Origin of the sequence: Pedobacter sp. V48 (genome assembly GCF_000523515.1) — a bacterium.
Classification (GTDB): Bacteria; Bacteroidota; Bacteroidia; order Sphingobacteriales; family Sphingobacteriaceae; genus Pedobacter.
On record NZ_AWRU01000023.1, the window covers coordinates 102,280 to 118,940 of the forward strand.

The 16,661-nt window shown below is 37.9% G+C and carries 14 protein-coding genes, 1 tRNA gene and 3 pseudogenes; 5 read left to right on the forward strand and 13 right to left on the reverse strand.

Going from position 1 to position 16,661, the window contains the following annotated elements:
- Positions 1 to 17: 17 nt before the first annotated feature.
- The 6 genes from serC to N824_RS18045 form a co-directional block, all read right to left on the reverse strand.
- On the reverse strand, positions 18 to 1,112 hold the full coding sequence (serC, locus tag N824_RS18020; RefSeq protein WP_048906760.1) for a 3-phosphoserine/phosphohydroxythreonine transaminase: 1,095 nt from the start codon (positions 1,110 to 1,112) through the stop codon (positions 18 to 20).
- Between the two features lie 37 nt (positions 1,113 to 1,149).
- Positions 1,150 to 1,860, reverse strand: coding sequence for a hypothetical protein (locus N824_RS18025; RefSeq protein ID WP_048906547.1), 711 nt, complete (start codon positions 1,858 to 1,860; stop codon positions 1,150 to 1,152).
- A gap of 111 nt (positions 1,861 to 1,971) precedes the next feature.
- Positions 1,972 to 3,345, reverse strand: a complete 1,374-nt coding sequence (locus N824_RS18030; RefSeq protein WP_048906548.1) for a decarboxylase — start codon at positions 3,343 to 3,345, stop codon at positions 1,972 to 1,974.
- Between the two features lie 303 nt (positions 3,346 to 3,648).
- Positions 3,649 to 4,812 carry an aspartate aminotransferase family protein gene (locus tag N824_RS18035; protein ID WP_048906549.1) on the reverse strand — a complete coding sequence of 388 codons (1,164 nt, stop codon included), beginning with the start codon at positions 4,810 to 4,812 and terminating at the stop codon, positions 3,649 to 3,651.
- 229 nt (positions 4,813 to 5,041) lie between these two features.
- Positions 5,042 to 5,602, reverse strand: coding sequence for a DoxX family protein (locus tag N824_RS18040; RefSeq protein WP_048906550.1), 561 nt, complete (start codon positions 5,600 to 5,602; stop codon positions 5,042 to 5,044).
- A gap of 22 nt (positions 5,603 to 5,624) precedes the next feature.
- Entirely contained in the window at positions 5,625 to 6,035 is a 411-nt protein-coding gene (locus N824_RS18045) for a nucleoside deaminase (protein ID WP_084498387.1), read from the reverse strand.
- A 233-nt stretch (positions 6,036 to 6,268) separates the two neighbouring features.
- On the opposite strand from N824_RS18045, the gene N824_RS36495 reads away from it, so the two are divergent.
- The 3 genes from N824_RS36495 (at position 6,269) to N824_RS18060 (ending at position 7,796) form a co-directional block, all read left to right on the forward strand.
- A complete protein-coding gene (locus tag N824_RS36495; protein ID WP_048906552.1) occupies positions 6,269 to 6,811 on the forward strand; it encodes a TetR/AcrR family transcriptional regulator in 543 nt (180 codons plus the stop codon).
- Between the two features lie 6 nt (positions 6,812 to 6,817).
- The gene (locus tag N824_RS18055; RefSeq protein WP_048906553.1) at positions 6,818 to 7,228 is read left to right on the forward strand and encodes a nuclear transport factor 2 family protein; all 411 of its coding nucleotides are present in this window, start codon (positions 6,818 to 6,820) and stop codon (positions 7,226 to 7,228) included.
- Positions 7,229 to 7,346: 118 nt separating this feature from the next.
- Positions 7,347 to 7,796, forward strand: a complete 450-nt coding sequence (locus N824_RS18060; protein WP_048906554.1) for a DUF983 domain-containing protein — start codon at positions 7,347 to 7,349, stop codon at positions 7,794 to 7,796.
- Between the two features lie 735 nt (positions 7,797 to 8,531).
- Here the strand turns inward: N824_RS18060 and N824_RS18065 are convergent.
- Positions 8,532 to 9,275, reverse strand: coding sequence for a DUF2625 domain-containing protein (locus N824_RS18065; protein WP_200869907.1), 744 nt, complete (start codon positions 9,273 to 9,275; stop codon positions 8,532 to 8,534).
- 281 nt (positions 9,276 to 9,556) lie between these two features.
- Between N824_RS18065 and rhuM the strand changes: the two are divergent.
- Positions 9,557 to 9,751, forward strand: a pseudogene (gene rhuM / locus N824_RS35595) (RhuM family protein); the annotation flags it as partial.
- A 43-nt stretch (positions 9,752 to 9,794) separates the two neighbouring features.
- Here the strand turns inward: rhuM and N824_RS34420 are convergent.
- A complete protein-coding gene (locus N824_RS34420; protein ID WP_235207188.1) occupies positions 9,795 to 10,034 on the reverse strand; it encodes a hypothetical protein in 240 nt (79 codons plus the stop codon).
- Between the two features lie 270 nt (positions 10,035 to 10,304).
- Here N824_RS34420 and N824_RS18075 point away from each other — a divergent pair, with 270 nt between their 5' ends.
- Positions 10,305 to 11,861, forward strand: a complete 1,557-nt coding sequence (locus N824_RS18075; RefSeq protein ID WP_048906556.1) for a Fic family protein — start codon at positions 10,305 to 10,307, stop codon at positions 11,859 to 11,861.
- A gap of 787 nt (positions 11,862 to 12,648) precedes the next feature.
- On the opposite strand, the gene N824_RS18080 is transcribed toward N824_RS18075, so the two are convergent.
- The 5 genes and pseudogenes from N824_RS18080 to N824_RS37375 all read right to left on the reverse strand — a co-directional run.
- Positions 12,649 to 13,995 carry a site-specific integrase gene (locus tag N824_RS18080; protein WP_084498388.1) on the reverse strand — a complete coding sequence of 449 codons (1,347 nt, stop codon included), beginning with the start codon at positions 13,993 to 13,995 and terminating at the stop codon, positions 12,649 to 12,651.
- Between the two features lie 247 nt (positions 13,996 to 14,242).
- Positions 14,243 to 14,329 (reverse strand) — tRNA-Ser (locus N824_RS18085).
- 66 nt (positions 14,330 to 14,395) lie between these two features.
- On the reverse strand, positions 14,396 to 15,004 hold the full coding sequence (locus N824_RS37370) for an HDIG domain-containing metalloprotein (protein ID WP_306413907.1): 609 nt from the start codon (positions 15,002 to 15,004) through the stop codon (positions 14,396 to 14,398).
- Between the two features lie 216 nt (positions 15,005 to 15,220).
- Positions 15,221 to 15,268: pseudogene (locus tag N824_RS38520) on the reverse strand (hypothetical protein); the annotation flags it as partial.
- A pseudogene (locus N824_RS37375) lies at positions 15,255 to 16,406 on the reverse strand (transmembrane HD family protein); the annotation flags it as partial. The pseudogenes N824_RS38520 and N824_RS37375, both read right to left, overlap by 14 nt.
- Between the last annotated feature and the right edge of the window lie 255 nt (positions 16,407 to 16,661).

The window sequence follows — 16,661 nt, forward strand, 5'->3', positions numbered from 1 at the left end:
TAAGTATGTTTATTTCACTAATATTTCCTTGCAAACTCTTGCATCACCTCAACCAGCACCTTCATGCTCGATATCGGTAAAGCATTGTAATTGGATACCCGAAAGCCTCCGGCACTACGATGCCCGTTTATTCCAACAATACCATTGTCTTCCACCAACTTCAAAAATCTGCTTTTATCATCGGCCTTCTTTAGAAATGCACTTCCTCCCATTTTATCCCGCATTAAAAAGGTAATGTTCATTCTTGAGCGATCCTCCCTGGCAGATGTCCCGATAAACAATGGATTTTGATCTATTTCATCATACAACATTTCAGCTTTGATTGCATTTTTATTTGAGATATAAGCAATCCCTCCAAGCCGTTTAAGCCATCTTAAGTTTAATAACATTACGTATATTGCAAAGACAGGTGGTGTATGATAAAGTGATTTCGCTTTTATATGTTCATTATAATCGAAAATCTTAGGTATGCTTCTACCGGATAAGCCAACTAACTCATTTTTCATGATCACAACCGTTACACCAGCTGGACCAAGATTTTTCTGCGCGCCGGCGTATATCAAGCCAAAATCGGATACATCAATTTGCTTACTCATGATATCTGAAGACATATCAGCCACCAGGGGAACAGAAGATTTAGGCGTTTCAAACCATTCTGTACCATACACAGTATTGTTACTTGTGTAATGTAAATAAGCTGCATCAGTTGGAACAATAAAGTCCTTTGGAATATAGCTATAACTTGCCCCTGCCGATGAAGCAATTACCTCAGCATGTCCTATTTTCGCCGCTTCCTGAATCGCTTTTTTCGCCCAAATCCCAGTATCAAGGTATGCAGCAGTTTTATCCTCAGCTAACAGATTCAATGGAATCATTGCAAACTGTTGACTTCCTCCGCCTTGAAGGAACATGACCGAATAATCATTAGGGATGTCAAGTAAACTACGTACTAAAGCTTCAGCTTCCTCTATCACCGCTTCAAATTCCTCTGAGCGATGGGAAATCTCCAGAATAGACAGTCCGGTATCATTAAAATCCAAAACGGCCTGTGATGCCTCAGCGAAAACTTCAGGTGGGAGTAAACATGGGCCAGCCCCGAAGTTATGTTTGATCGAACGTAATTGCTTATTAGTATCCATATATGTATTGTTATTTAATATTTTGTCGCGCAACTTTTACCATGGCCAGGCATGAAATGATAATTGAAGCCAAATCATTACTTTGTTTCATTAATAGTATTTTGTCTGAAAATAAAGAGCTCCCAATTCCCACAGCACTGGCACCTGCGGAAATCCATTCACCAATACTTTCAATATCGGGCGTAATGCCACCTGTTGCGATAAAATCAATATCACTAAAGGGCCCTTTCATAGACTTAATAAAGTCTGGAGAGGAGAGATTGGCGGGAAACAACTTAACTATCTTAGCACCGTGTGATTTCGCCTCATATAATTCTGTCGGAGTAAATACCCCAGGTATCCAGGGCACATTACAGATTTCGCAAACCGCACCTACCTGTAAATTAAGGTTTGGAGCGATGATCAGCTGGGCTCCCGCATTGATATATTTGGCAGCAGATTCTGCTTCGCATACCGTCCCCACTCCTAGCAACATTCCCGGCAAGTGCGATTTTACATAAGTTATCAGTTTTGAAAACAGGTCTAAAGCATTTCCCCCTCTATTCATGAATTCAAATACCCGAATTCCAGAAGTATAGGAAACATCAAGCACAAATTTCATGACCTCAATATCCTTATTAAAGTATAGTGGCAAAATACCGGCTTCCACGATTTGCCTGATAGCTTTATTTTCGGTTATTGTTGCTTTGGAGCCAAAATCCCCATCCGTTAGGTTAGTCATCTGCTATTGATTTGATTATCAAAATTATAGCTTAAACGATTTCCTAAAGGGTAGTATTTCTAGATATAATGGTATAAATTGTATAATAATCTACTCCTGGTTTCCAGATGCTTAGAACCCCAAAATTTTAAGCGCCTGCTTGCTATTTTGTTCCTCAGCGAAGACTTTGAAATCCAATGTTCCATCCAAATTTCTATCGACAACAATTTGCTTTGGTGATGGTAGAAGACAATGATGGATTCCACCATATCCACTCAGCACATCCTGATATGCACCGGTATGAAAAAAACCCAGATATTGAGTCTTTCGTGTCCTTGGCAACCTTGCTATTTCAGACCCTGAATCGTAATAATCATCACCGTCACAGGTCATGCCCCCCAAAAAGACAGGTTCATGGGCCACATCAAGATTATTAATGGGAATCAAAAGATACTTTTGATTATTTGCCCAGGTATCAGGAAGATTGGTTATAAATGAGCCATCCAACATCAGCCATTTTTCTTTATTATTCTGTTGTTTCCTTCCAAGTACTCTGTAGAGGATTGCAGAGGATTCTGCCACAGTATACCGTCCGAATTCTGTAATGAGATCAGGTTCCTTAATTCGATATTTTGCGCAAATCCGCTTTATTCTTTTTATTACCTGGTTTACAAAACTTTTATAATCAAAGCTAAATTCAAAAGAATCCCTGAATGGCATACCTCCACCGATATCAAGGGTTTGAAGGTGCGGATTAAATCTCGCCAACTGGCAGTACAATTCAACGTTTTTCTCAAATTCTATCCAATACGAACTACTATCGGAGATGCCAGAATCTATAAAAAAGTGCAAAATGGTTACCTTTATCTTTGTGCCTTTAATATGGCTTTTATAAAAGTCTAGGATATCATTTCTCCTAATCCCCAATCTTGAGGTATAATATGCAGATTCGGGTCTATCTTCAGAAGCCACTCTTATCCCAATACTAATACCATGTGGAAGATGATCAATATAATACCTAAGTTCCTCCCGATTATCTAGGATGGGTATTACATTCTTATATCCTTTATTAATCAGCTCAACGATCCCATTTTTATAACTATCTGTTTTGAAACCGTTACAGACGATTAATGTACCATTACTCAGTTTACCAGAGGCTGACAGCGCAAGTATGACCGCAACATCAAATGCAGATGAAATTTCCAATCCAATCTCATTCTTCAAGACTTCCTCAAGAATGTAACTAAAGTGTGCGCTTTTTGTAGCGTAACAATAAGTATAGGTCCCTCTGTAACTAGAGATACCTATTGCCGTGCGAAACAAACGAAGCATCGACTTAATCTTCCCACTAATTGCTGGAAGATATGTAAATTTAAGTGGTGTTCCGTAGGTTTCCATTATCTCCATGAGATTTATGCCATGAAACCAAAGCTGATTATCAATTACCTTAAAGCTACTTCTGCCAACATTATTTTTTTGATTGATGAATTGCAAATATTCTTCCATTATTTAATTTAAGTACCATTTAAAAATAAATGCAATCGCATTTATTATAATCCGCAAAAATATGCCGATTAGAAAAGCCTTAATGGTACTTTTCCTCGTTTGATTAGTATTGAATATAGAAAAAATAGATTCTGATTTTTAGCAAGCGATAGTTACGCTATACAAAAAATGTCATTAAATAAACCTAGATACGGTCCAGTCCGGAGTAATAATCATAAAACTTGACATATGGCCGAACAAAGCTATTTAAATGAAGAACCAGATGCATTGCTATCATTTATATATACAAATCAGCATACAAATTTATCGGGATTTTTGGCTAGAGGAGCCAAAATGGTGCCTTAAAACAACTTTAAGGCAATTTATAAAATGATCTGCCTGTTCTTTGCTAAGATTAAGAGCAGGAAGCAATCTAATTACATTAGGTTTGGCCTCTCCCGTAAAAATATAATGTTTAAATAACAAATCTTTTTTAGCATGGGGTAAACCATCTGGAAGCTCAACACCAATCATTAATCCACGGCCTCTCACTTCTTTAATTTCACTAATCTTTCTTAATTCAGTAATCAAATATTCACCCAAATCTGATGCATTTTTCATCAGATTATCTTCTTCTATAATTTCCAGCACTGAAAGAGCTGCTGCACAAGCCAGATGATTGCCCCCAAAAGTAGTTCCGAGCATAGCATGCCAAGGCTTAAATTTAGGAGAGATAGATATGGCAGCAACAGGAAATCCATTCCCCATTCCTTTGGCCATGGTGTACATATCAGCGTTTACCTCTGCCCAATCATGAGCATAGAATTTCCCTGTTCGACCATATCCACATTGAACACTGTCTGCTATATAAACTGCATTGTATTGATCACACAGTGCACGAATAAGCTTAAGAAAACTTATTGAGGCCTCCCTGATACCACCAACTCCTTGGATACCTTCTACAATTACGGCACATACTTCATTTTCAAAATCAATAAAAGCCTGCTGAAGAGCAGTCTCATCATTAAAAGGAAGGAATATCACATTCTCCGTTTCATTTACTGGCGCAATGATTTTCGGATTATCAGTAGCTGCAACAGTTAAAGATGTCCGTCCATGAAAGGCGCCCTTAAAAGCAATTATTTTCTTTCTTCCATTGTAAAAAGAGGCTATTTTAAATGCATTTTCATTCGCTTCAGCTCCTGAGTTACACAGGAACAACTGATAATTCTGCTTCTGGGAAAGCCTTCCAAGTTTCTCTGCAAGCATCACCTGTAAAGGGATTTTAACTGAGTTAGAATAAAAGCCTATCTTCTTTATCTGCTCATTTAAGCGTTCAATATAATGAGGATGGGTATGTCCTATAGAAATTGCTGCATGTCCGCCATAAAGATCAAGGTACTTCTGACCATTTATATCCCATACATTACTCCCTAAGGCCTTAACTATGGTGATATCATTTAAAGGGTATACGTCAAATAGTTTCATTATTTATTAATTTATCGGCATAACTAGATTAAGCATGCGGAATACTGACCAAGTAATGACTTAAAAACTAACTAATTATAGCAGATATATCAAATTCACACTTAATGTTATCAAAGATAGCGCAGGAAGAATATTATGATATAGTACTAAATCAGGTTATAATGGTATTTATTCACATTTTTTTGGGGTGTAAAAAAATGGACAACCAAGATTAATTTCATCCATTCAGTCAGAAATTCTTTGAAGGGAGCATACAATGGAAAAACCAGTAATCCACCGACCATGCCCCACTTCCTTTTAGGATAATGATTAGCAAAATTGACAAAAGCAATATAAAATATTCAATGCCCTCCCCCTTCTTCTTCCCGTTCCAGTTCATAGACCATCCATCAGGGGCATGGATCAAAATTGCTAATGCAAAGATGATGAAGTTACCCAGCGCAGCAATCCGACCAAGACAGCCAATGATCAGTCCTATACTACCGAAAGCTTGTGTAATGATTACCAGCCAGGCAATACATTTAGGAAGTTTCTTTGCTTTAAAGTCTGCTATAGTTTCTCTAATTCCAATTCCACCACCTAATGGAGGAAACCATCCAAAAAGTTTCTGTAAACCATACGGCAGGATAATAACTCCGGCCACCACCCTGAGTATGAGGTAAACGTAATCGTTCTGTGTGTAAAAATGATCTCCATCATAGTCAGTACATAATGCAAGTAAGTCCCAACAACAATACTGGGCAGGTTCTTTCAAATCAAAGCTACTGATCTCACTGACAACAATATCCACAAACAGATTTCCATGTTATGCATTATTTTTTAATTGAATATCTGGTCACAAGAGGAGCGGCCTTCCAACTTAAAATATCATTTGCAGATAATAAGTTAAACCGTGTTCCAGTTCCACCCAATTCACCACAGCTTTTTGTAAATACCACCTCGCTAATCTTATGATGTCTTATTACATAAGAACAAAGAATACAGGGTTCAACATTAGTGTATAAAGTTGCTCCTTCACAGCTTTCTTGTTTATGAAGCGCGTCCAGAATTGCCAATACTTCTGCATGGCGGGTAACATCATTGAGTTGCTTACTTTTTTCGGATGCCTCACCTATAATGATCCCGTCTTTAACCAGTACACTACCGACTGGGCTTTCACCTTCTGCAGCCGATATTGCAGCAAGTTCCATACACCGTTCCATATATTTCGAGTGCTTATCCATAATTAAATAAATTTAGATCTTACTAATAGACAAGCATGGGCAATGCATGTCTTCAATCATAAAAGTAAAATCAATGTGAAAATAATTCTATTTTTTTAAAAAACCAGCCAGTTTTCTCCATTAACAATATTTGATACCATTAAAGCAAGGATTAATACCATTATAACCCACATCCCAGCGTTAAATTTGTATAAGAAATAAAAACAGAATTGTCTGTCTATACTCTGTGAGAAATGAAGCACAATAAGATTAAACCCAAACAAAGGATACTGGAAACTGCAACAAGATTATTTTACAAGCAGGGATATCACTCCACCGGCATCAACCAAATCGTGGCGGAATCAGGCGTTGCAAAATCAAGCTTATATCAACATTTCCACGCAAAGGAAGAACTGGCGGCGACATGTCTCCAAGAACGACACAAGTACTGGTTTTATGAATTGAAAACATTTATTTTGTCTGCAAACTCTCGAAAAAATAAAGTATTGGTACTCTTTGATTTCCTTTATTATATGAATGAAAAGGAAAATTATCTCGGGTGTGCCTTTATAAATATATTATCTGAAACTCACTATGTTAGCCAAAAGATAATGAGCTGTATAATGGACCATAAAATTGAGGTTCGTACCTTGTTTAAGGATCTCCTGCTAGGCACCAATCTTCATCCAGACCACTTATATCTTCTATTTGAAAGTGCTATGATAGAAAGTAAACTTTATAGAAATCAGTGGCCCGTTAATTCAGCCAAATCAATAGTTAATTCACTTTTAAATTAAAATACCATGGAACAAAAACCACCATTGCCACCATTTACATTAGAAACCGCCATACAAAAAGTACAACTAGCGGAAGATGCCTGGAATAGTCAGGATCCACAGCGAGTCTCCCTTGGTTACACTATAGACACAGAATGGCGTAATCGGTCCGAATTTATTAACGGTCGTGAAAATGTGGTTAAATTTCTATCAGGAAAATGGGATAGAGAGCTCGACTACAGGTTAAAAAAGAAGCTTTGGGCATTTACTGGCAATCGTATCGCCGTCACGTTTGAATATGAATACCGCAATGTAGCTGGGCAATGGTTCAGGGCATACGGCAATGAAAACTGGGAATTCAATGAGCATGGTTTAATGCAAAAAAGGTTCGCCCAGATTAATGATGTTGAAATCAGCCAGAATGATCGTCGTCTCTAGCTGGAACTTTCAATAAACGAGATAGCAAACAATCTCGTTTATTGAATCCTTAGATAGCCCGGAAAAATAAATTAAAACTCCGGGATGTTATAGATAATAATTTCTTAACACTTCAATTATGAATATCAATAATTCTTTATCAGAACAACCGCCTTACGTTACCCAATGGTATGGCGTAACTCACTCGAGGTGCCCAAGGTGTCGTGTAGGAAAGGTCTTTTCCGGACCAGCATACGGATTTAAGATCCAAAAAATGCATGAACGTTGTCCCCATTGTAATTTAAAATTTGAACGTGAACCCGGCTACTTTTATGTCGCAATGTTTGTTAGCTATGCGATGAATGTCGCACAGATGATTTCAATCAGTGTTGCGGCATATGTTCTTGGTCTGCCTTTGACCTATGAAAATTTATGGTATTATGTGATCATATTAATGGTTGGCGTCCTCCTATTTTCACCATTTAATTATAGATACTCGAGGATAATTCTTTTATATTGGCTATCGCCAGGCCTGAATTACGATCCAGAAAAAGCAAAAAATCAACCGCAGAAACAAGACGGAGTTTAATTTTAAGTTGTATTACCTTTTTATCTTATCAGATCGAAATGAGCTGATATTCCTTCAAAAGGATAACTACTGATAAAATACAAAAACATCGATAAATTGCCTACAGAAAAGACGATCTGCTCTGGTAATTACCTAGGCCACATGCCTTTTCAAAGCATGTTTAAGTGGTTCAACTAACCTAAGTAAATTCAATTTAGCAAAAAAGAATTTTGATATTGTTATTTATCAGGAAATATTCTAGGAAGTTTAATCCATTCTCTGCAAAATGTAAAAACTCTGGCAAATCGTCCACTGTGATCATTTCTGATAAAGCGGGACAGTATCTTTTGGTTACGGCTTTTGTAGTTGGCATGGCTTATTTATTCTTAGTAATTATAAATACAAAGCGATTTTACTTAAACCCGTGTTCCATTCAATGGTTGAGTTAATAGGAAATCTTTCCATCCAATTACAATTTCCTTAAAATCCGCAGTTGGCATCGAATAGATTTCATTGTCGCCATCCACATAAAACTTTACTACGTCGTGGTATCAGAAGAACAAAGTCTCACATCGCCCCAGGCGTAACTTAAAGCTGTTAGGTGTAGTTTTATTTAGTCCGTTTTTATATTGCCACCTTTTAGAATGTCTGTCATAAACATACCTGATGTCGGGTTGGTAACCATTAGTCCCTCCACAACTTAACACAAATTCAGCCTTTTTGAAATATATGCCTTTTTTAATGAAGCGGCTGTTTTTATTTATCAAGCCCAAGTTGTTTCCGCATATCAAGGTTTAAACTGTATTGCTCTTCAACCGAAACTGCTTTTCGTGTATTTTTATTTATGTCTTTACCCTCCTTTGTCCAAAGAAATGGATAAAAACTAAAAACTTTGTCGCCGTCTAACTTTGAAACTTCGTCTCTCCATTTTGTCCACCGGTTGCCTTTATAAAATTTGTCTAAGTCGTTGTTAAAACAAAATTGTAGAAATTCTGTATATGTAATGTCAAGCGATTCATACTCTAAATTGTCAGGCGAAAAATAATAGATTTTTCCAAAGTCTTTGCCAAGCCCACCGCCGTTCAAAAGGTAAAGTCCGCCAACAGCGTCGTCAGCGATAAGCAAAAATGATGGTATTTCTCCAAACTCTTTAAATGATTTTCCTTTGTTCCAATCTGGAAGTGTCCGACCAAGTTTTGCATTGCCCGAACCAAGAATTCTAATCCAACCATCATCAATTAAAAGCCCACCTGTCATATAAACAACTGCACCCATTGGCGAACGTGTTGTCACTTGCGTTTTATACAAAGCGTCTTTTGCTTTTACTGTATCAACCGCCAAAATTTCAACTTTGTTTTTGGCAGATTTAATCCAATCTTTTACAAGTGTCCAACCTGAGTCGGTCTTATTTATTAGTTCGTCAACTGGTCGCATTTTATTTTGTGCTGTCGTTGTCAAAGTTATTAGGGTCAGTATTGTTGCAATAAAATGTCGTGTCATAATAGGAGTCTGTAAAATAGCCGCTTACTCTTAAATATACGCAAGTCTTCTAGATGGTAAAATAATTAAAATATATGCTAAGCATTATTAATTTGCAATTTCTTTTATACGTTTTTTGGCTACTCTTTTCACACAGTGTAAAGCTCAAATGCAGGACATATTTAACTAAACAGAACATAAGCCTGCATGTTAATAATATTTTCAAAGAAAATGAATTGGCTAAATCCGCAACTGTCAAGGAATCCTTGACAGCTCAAAAAGAATGAACCCGAACAGTCAAAAGGAAACTGGACTTTCACTCCTTAGATGTCATTATCTCCGTTTGCTACCGCGTTAAATCACAAAGAGGTACACAGTTTATAATCCGGGCAAACCAAGTGTTAAAAGAATATTTACTGAAGGGATATTCCATAAACAATGAACAGGCTAAACGTCAACAGCAACAACTTACAGACCTCAAGGAAACAGTAAGCTTATTAAGCAATATACTTGAAAGCAAGGTATTAAATACAGATGAAGCTACTGGGCAACTGAGAGTAGTAACCGATTATGCATATGCACTGGATATACTTGACAAGTACAATCATCAACAGAAATTATTGCATCAAGATTATAATATTCAATTTCTCTTTCTACCTTTCTATTTCCTTCTATTTGAACTGTTGCCTTTTTTGCAACAGTTGCTTCTTGATCCAATTCTTCTTCCTTGTATATGTTACTAAGGTGCCTTGAAATTGTTGATTTATTTTTACCAAACATAAAACCACCATGGAAACGCTCCGGATTTCCGCATCCCTATCGTTTCAGCTGTCTGTTTAAAAACATTGCCTGAAACCGGGCAGCATATATTAGGACAAATCATAGAATTCGTGGGATAAAATTGTACCACATTATCTTAGATCAGAAAAAAACTCCATACATTGCATTAATTTATTGCAATTGCACAACACTAATTTATTGCAATTGCACGGCATTAATTTATTGCGACTGCACAACATCAAGTTATTGCAATCGCGCAAAATAAAAGCTATGGCAACACCACGAGAAAAGCTTGCGGCAGCACTTGAAGTACTACACAAGCTACAGGAAAATGGGACAATCGCAATAAAAAGCCAGGAAATCCCCACCAGGCAGATCAGGGAAACTTTGATCAGAAACGGATTTATAACCGAGGTATCCCGTGGTTGGTATATCCCAACGATGCCAGACCAAAGACCTGGGGACACCACTCCGTGGTACATGTCGTACTGGGAGTACTGTGCCGGATATCTACAGGAAAAATATGGAAATCAATGGTGTATATCTGCGGATCAATCCGTCCTTAGGCATTCAGGGAATTGGACGGTCCCTTCCCAACTCATTGTCAAATCACCAAAAGCTAAGAATTCCTTATTATCACTACCCCATAATACTTCATTATTCAATTTAAAGGGGGAACTACCGCCATCGACCTTATTAACAGAAGAGAGAGGCATAAGAATGTATAACCTTGCTGCCAGTTTAGTTTCTTGTTCGCCTGGATTATTTAAACATAATGCTATTGATGTACGCACAGCATTACTAATGATAAGAGATGCTTCAGAAATTTTAGCCATAACATTGGAAAATGGACACAGTTCCATTGCGGGACGTTTAGCGGGGGCTTTTAGAAATGTCGGCAGGGAAAGAATTGCCGATGACATCCTAAAAGCAATGAAAACTGCTCAATATGATGTTCGGGAAATCGATCCATTTGAGGACAAACTGGATGTAGCTTTCCCTAGAGAACGATCTCCATATGTTGTAAGGCTAAGAATGATGTGGGAGGATATGAGGCCTACTGTCGTTTCTTTATTCCCAGCAATGCCTGGCATATCAGCAGATCACCAGACCTACCTTTCAAAGGTTGAAGAAATTTATGTTACAGATGCTTATCATTCCCTATCCATAGAGCGCTATAGAGTGACCCCGGAATTAATCCAACGTGTACGCAGTGGGCAATGGGATAAAAAAGGAAATGAAGAAGACAAAAGACATAGGGATGCAATGGCTGCAAGGGGATACTGGTTGGCCTTTCAAAGTGTCAAACAGAGTATCGAAACCATCTTGAAAGGCGGCAATTCCGGAGTTACAGCTGACAGGGATCACAGCACATGGTACCAGCAATTATTCGCACCTAGTGTTGAGGCTGAACTCATAAAGGCGCAGGATCTCGCTGGCTACAGGAATCACCAAGTCTATATTGGAGGATCCAAACATGTTCCATTAAATGTTGATGCGATGAGAGATGCAATGCCGGTACTTTTTGAACTCCTGGAACAAGAGGAAGAAGCTTCCGTCAGAGCAGTATTGGGTCATTTTATTTTTGTCTTCATTCACCCATACATGGATGGCAACGGCCGGATAGGCAGATTCTTAATGAATGTGATGTTAGCTTCAGGTGGCTACCCATGGACCGTAATACCTGTTGAATCAAGAGAAGAATATATGAAAGCCTTAGAGCTTGCCAGTGCCGAACAGGATATCACCATGTTTGCAAAATTTCTGGCTCAATTGGTTCATCAAGCCTTAAAAGGAACACCAACAGCACATTTGCCAGGCCAATAATATAGTAATTGGATTTCCAACAAACAGAAGCAAGAAAGCAAAAATGGAAAGAATCACCGTCTTAAGAAACGCATTACTATTGTATTGGGGAATTGTTCTGTCAGACCGTGTAAATTCATTGCCGACCAGACCACTGTCCCATCAGAAACGAGATGGCAACCAATAACATTTTCATCTTTTGAAAGTAGATCGACAATATTTTCCTCGTTCAATTCGAGTTAAAAGATTTTTGTCAACAAGATTCTCCAATACTTCGTTGAGGTTATCAACTTTCAGTTCTATCASTWMKMWMKGWWGRRAATAGAAAATATATCAATTTCATATATTCATCCAATGCTTTGATAAATATTTGCTGGCTTTCAGTAAGGTTTACAGATTTATATGCTCTCGCCACATCATGACCATTAATATTATTAAAATAGCATCATTGATTTTTATTTATTTCTATCTATCGAATGGCCAGAATAGTTACAAGCTCTTTTATACCCTCTCTGGTAGCAATAGCACCAGCAGGAAAGGTGTCTCATCTTAACAAATGCCGGTTCATTTACACCCTCATTTACACCTTCTTCTACCTTCCTGCCGAACTGTTCGGAAATTCCGAACAGTTGAATCTTTATCTAATTCCTTAGACTCAAAAAATATTGTTGATTTGCTTGCTGATGTTTCAGCTATAAGCGCCAAACATTACTTTGAGTCCCCTGATAGAATAGATGTTATTTATAATAATTTTCTCTGGTAATACAGAATCTGTCATGGTTTGATTTTTAATAGTTAGCATATTCAACTAGGCGTACAACCTGATAATCCTCGGTTCCGGTTTATCTTCTGGTTCACTAGCAGGATCTGGTGAGGTGACCAAATCCGCTGGCTTGTCATTTTCCTGATCCCCCACATTAACTTCCACATTAATCAGCCCCTTGTCACGCAATTTTTCATCCAGACCTGCCATATCCGCTGCGACTTTAACGTCTAAGATTTTAGCATAATGCTGGGTGGTCTTGATATTGGTATGTCCAAGCATTTTTGAAACGCTTTCAATAGGGATTCCATTCAAAAGCGTAACTGTTGTTGCGAATGTATGCCTTGCGATATGATAGGTGAGCGTCTTGTCAATCCTGCACAGGTCCGCAATCTCCTTCAAGTACGCATTTATTTTCTGGTTACTGGAAACAGGGAATACTTTTCCTGTGGCCTCACAAACCGGGTGATCCTTGTACTTATTGATCAGTTGCATCGCAGGCAGAAGTAACGGGATTTTGCTTGGCGTATCGGTCTTCTGCCTTTTAGTATGCACCCAGAGTGCTCCATCAGAACCGGAGACCAGCTCCTGCCTTTTCAACTTGTGTACATCAACATAAGCAAGACCTGTATAGCAGCTGAATAAAAAAATATCCCTGACTGTATTTAGCCGCTGCACCTCAAAAACGTGTTCGGACATCCGCTTTAGCTCCTGCTCATTCAAAAACCCGCGGTCTACAATTTTTGTACGCAGTTTATGATTGATAAAGGGGTCACGGGCCATCCAGCCATTACCCAGACAGATGCGGATGATCTTTTTAAAGTTATTGAGGTACTTCACCGTAGTGTTGTTGCTACATCCCCTGACCGAACGCAAGTAAAACTCATATTCTGCAATAAAGGCGAGGTTAATCCTACTTACTGAAAGATCATCAACATGGTATTGCGACTGAATAAACTCCTTTGTGTGCTTAAGTGAGGTTTTATAACGCTCGATGGTACCGGGAGCAAAACCTTTACCCACCAATGCCGTTGCCTTCCGGTTGTGTTCCGCAAAAATCTCCAGGATCATCCGATGTGACGAGCTTTTCCCAAGATAGATCATTTTCAGGCCTTCTGCCGCGATGAATTCCTCCTCCCTTTCCAATCTGTCAGCGATGGCATGGATCTTCCGCTCAAGTTCTTCAAGACGGGCATTGAATTCACGGACACTTTCCTTAGTACCCATCATTTTCCCGGCTGCATTACTCCATTTTTCGGCTTCGCATTTGCGCCCGGTTGCCAGTTCGACCCGCTTGTTATCGACAGTAATCCTCAAATAAACGGGCACCAGGCCGGTTTCTTCACTGTTCCGCCTTTTTAAGTAAAAAAGCAAGCTTAAATTTGTTCTCATAATGTTGAATTAAAGGTTTACAAATTTAGCTTTGCAGGCCATACAAGTCAAGATGTTCAATTATGAAACAAGCTGTATATCAAATACTTACAACTGTTCTGGTGAGCAAATTTAAAAAATCACTTGCTCACTTAAGCGCTCACCAAAATGATGCGAAAAGTTATATATTTTGCCTCCATCCGGAAAACAAAAAAGCCTGCAATCAGTTGATTTGCAGGCTTTTAGTTGATTTTGACATCAGTCTATGCGGAGGAAGAGGGATTCGAACCCTCGGTACCGTTGCCAGTACGACAGTTTAGCAAACTGTTCCTTTCGGCCACTCAGGCATCCCTCCGTATCTCGAAAATCTCCCTTTCGAGGTTGCAAATATAGCAATTCATTAATATTTGCAAAAGAAATTTTATAGAGTTTGTTGATAATCTATTCGAACATGATAGATACTCATAAGCATTGTCTTGAATATCAGCTTTATAGTTTCAAGATCTTTTAATGTAATATCGCAATTATCTAATTGATTTTGCTCCAGTTTATAGTCAATTATGCGTTCAACCAGGTCATTTATGCTCTGGGCGTCCGGATTTTTCAGACTTCTTGAGGCCGCTTCCACCGAATCTGCCAACATTAAAACACCAGTTTCTTTAGAAAAAGGTATAGGTCCCGGATAACGGAAGATATTCTCATCAACAAACTTTTCAGGAGAATTCTTCAAAAACGACTGATAAAAATAATCTACACGGGTATTGCCATGGTGAGTTCTGATAAAGTCTATCACACTTTCGGGTAACTGATGCTTACGTGTAATCTCTATGCCCTTGTGCACATGTTTAATGATGATCTGAGCACTTTGTTCATATGGCAGCTTATCATGCGGACTTAAGCCAGTATTTTGGTTCTCAATAAAGTATTGAGGATTCTCTATTTTACCAATATCATGATACAATGCCCCTGCCCGAACAAGCAATGAGTTCCCTCCTATTTTAAATATTGCAGCCTCCGCCAGATTTGCCACCTGCAAAGAATGCTGAAACGTACCGGGGGCTTTAAAAGCCAGCTCCCTTAGCAGTTTATTATTAGTGTTAGTAAGCTCAATTAATGCAACATCAGAGGTGATTCCAAACAGCCTCTCAAAWRCWTWAWTSAAARSMWAARYAMKSRMWKAARSCMRYAYRMTAANCAATAAATGGAACAAAATTCATCCACTCTATCTGACCAATAGCTCCTTCTCTTAATAAAGCAATGCCGACAAAAGAGATAAAATATGCCGACAAAATAAATAAAGCCGACAATAGCAACTGCTCTCTTTTAACCAGATTCCGAATACTATAAATGGCGACCATACCGGCAGTTGTTTGATAAAATACAAACTCAAAACTATTAGGCACAAAGAAACCGGCAATCAGGATCACCAATAAATGCAGATATAACGCCAGCCTCGTATCAAATAATATCCTTATAATAATGGGGACAATACAAAATGGAATGTAATACAAACTAGGGAGACTAAGCTTTATAGCCCATGATAAAGCCAAAAGCATACTCGTTGTTACAAGTAATATCAGCGAAAGCTGACGATTGTCAGCAAATATATCTTTACGAAACAGGTGTAAAAACACCATTAGTAAACAAACATTAAAGCCTACCAGCAGGATCTGGCCAAAGTAAACCAGGCTGCTATCACCAATTGTTTTAGACTGCGCTTCATATATTTCCTTAAATGACTGCAGTTTTTGGTAAATCTCGTCGTCAATCACATTATTCTTAGCAATGATCAGCTCACCTTTCTGAACCATTCCTCTGGTTGTAGAAAGGCTATTTATTGCATTCTCTTGTACAATAGCCGTCAATTTCTCATTAAAAATAATGTTGGGTTGCAAATGATCTTCAACAAGATTAATAATCACTTCTTTAACCTTCAGATTTACTGACTGGAAATTATCTTTAAAATAATCAAGAGCAGTTTGCACGGTAAATACATCCTGAGTACTAACCGCTTTACTTATATTATTATCCAGCAAAGAGAAATCATAATTCTTACTTCCCTTTTGATGCTTGGCATTAATCGCAATAATTCCTCTATCGTAAATCGATTTTAAAAGTTTAAATGAGGCCTGCCTGTATGGTTCCTTTTCATCTTCTGGAAGGGTATTACTTCTCCACTTTACATCAAACTCATTTAGATAAGCCTCTTCAACATCATTAATCAGATACTTATTTATAGTATAAATAGGTAGTACATTATTTAATGCATCTTTTTTATCTGTATCTACCTGTGGGTTTGTCTTTAAAATCGCAAAATTAAACGGAGATATAAGGTCTTTATTTTTCCAGATCTCACCCTTTTCAAATTCATACCTAAAACGTGGCTGTTTTGGTAAAAAAGCAGTTATTATCAATACAGAAAGCACCATCATGATATACTTGATGTTTGATGTATACTTACGGTAAAGTACCCTGTGAGAATTCTTGTTGATTTTTGCCAAAGCGATTTATGTTGAATTTGATTCAAAAATAACATTAATTTTTCATTTGAATGTTTGTTTTATTGCCTTTAAAGCTATAATGGATTTTAGGCACCGATTATTCAACTACAAAAAACAACCTGGCTACCTGCCAATTAGGTATTGTTTTAATGAAAAATTATCGCTTACTTTATGATATCAAATTAA

What these genes read in the sequence shown, in the direction of transcription:
- N824_RS18065 (WP_200869907.1), bottom strand. Translation starts at nt 9,275, where the DNA reads ATGACACGACATTTTATTGCAACAATACTGACCCTAATAACTTTGACA.
- N824_RS18035 (WP_048906549.1), bottom strand. Translation starts at nt 4,812, where the DNA reads ATGAAACTATTTGACGTATACCCTTTAAATGATATCACCATAGTTAAG.
- N824_RS34420 (WP_235207188.1), bottom strand. Translation starts at nt 10,034, where the DNA reads ATGTTTGGTAAAAATAAATCAACAATTTCAAGGCACCTTAGTAACATA.
- N824_RS18075 (WP_048906556.1), top strand. Translation starts at nt 10,305, where the DNA reads ATGGCAACACCACGAGAAAAGCTTGCGGCAGCACTTGAAGTACTACAC.
- N824_RS18030 (WP_048906548.1), bottom strand. Translation starts at nt 3,345, where the DNA reads ATGGAAGAATATTTGCAATTCATCAATCAAAAAAATAATGTTGGCAGA.
- N824_RS18060 (WP_048906554.1), top strand. Translation starts at nt 7,347, where the DNA reads ATGAATATCAATAATTCTTTATCAGAACAACCGCCTTACGTTACCCAA.
- N824_RS18080 (WP_084498388.1), bottom strand. Translation starts at nt 13,995, where the DNA reads ATGAGAACAAATTTAAGCTTGCTTTTTTACTTAAAAAGGCGGAACAGT.
- N824_RS18055 (WP_048906553.1), top strand. Translation starts at nt 6,818, where the DNA reads ATGGAACAAAAACCACCATTGCCACCATTTACATTAGAAACCGCCATA.
- N824_RS36495 (WP_048906552.1), top strand. Translation starts at nt 6,269, where the DNA reads ATGAAGCACAATAAGATTAAACCCAAACAAAGGATACTGGAAACTGCA.
- N824_RS18045 (WP_084498387.1), bottom strand. Translation starts at nt 6,035, where the DNA reads ATGGATAAGCACTCGAAATATATGGAACGGTGTATGGAACTTGCTGCA.
- N824_RS18025 (WP_048906547.1), bottom strand. Translation starts at nt 1,860, where the DNA reads ATGACTAACCTAACGGATGGGGATTTTGGCTCCAAAGCAACAATAACC.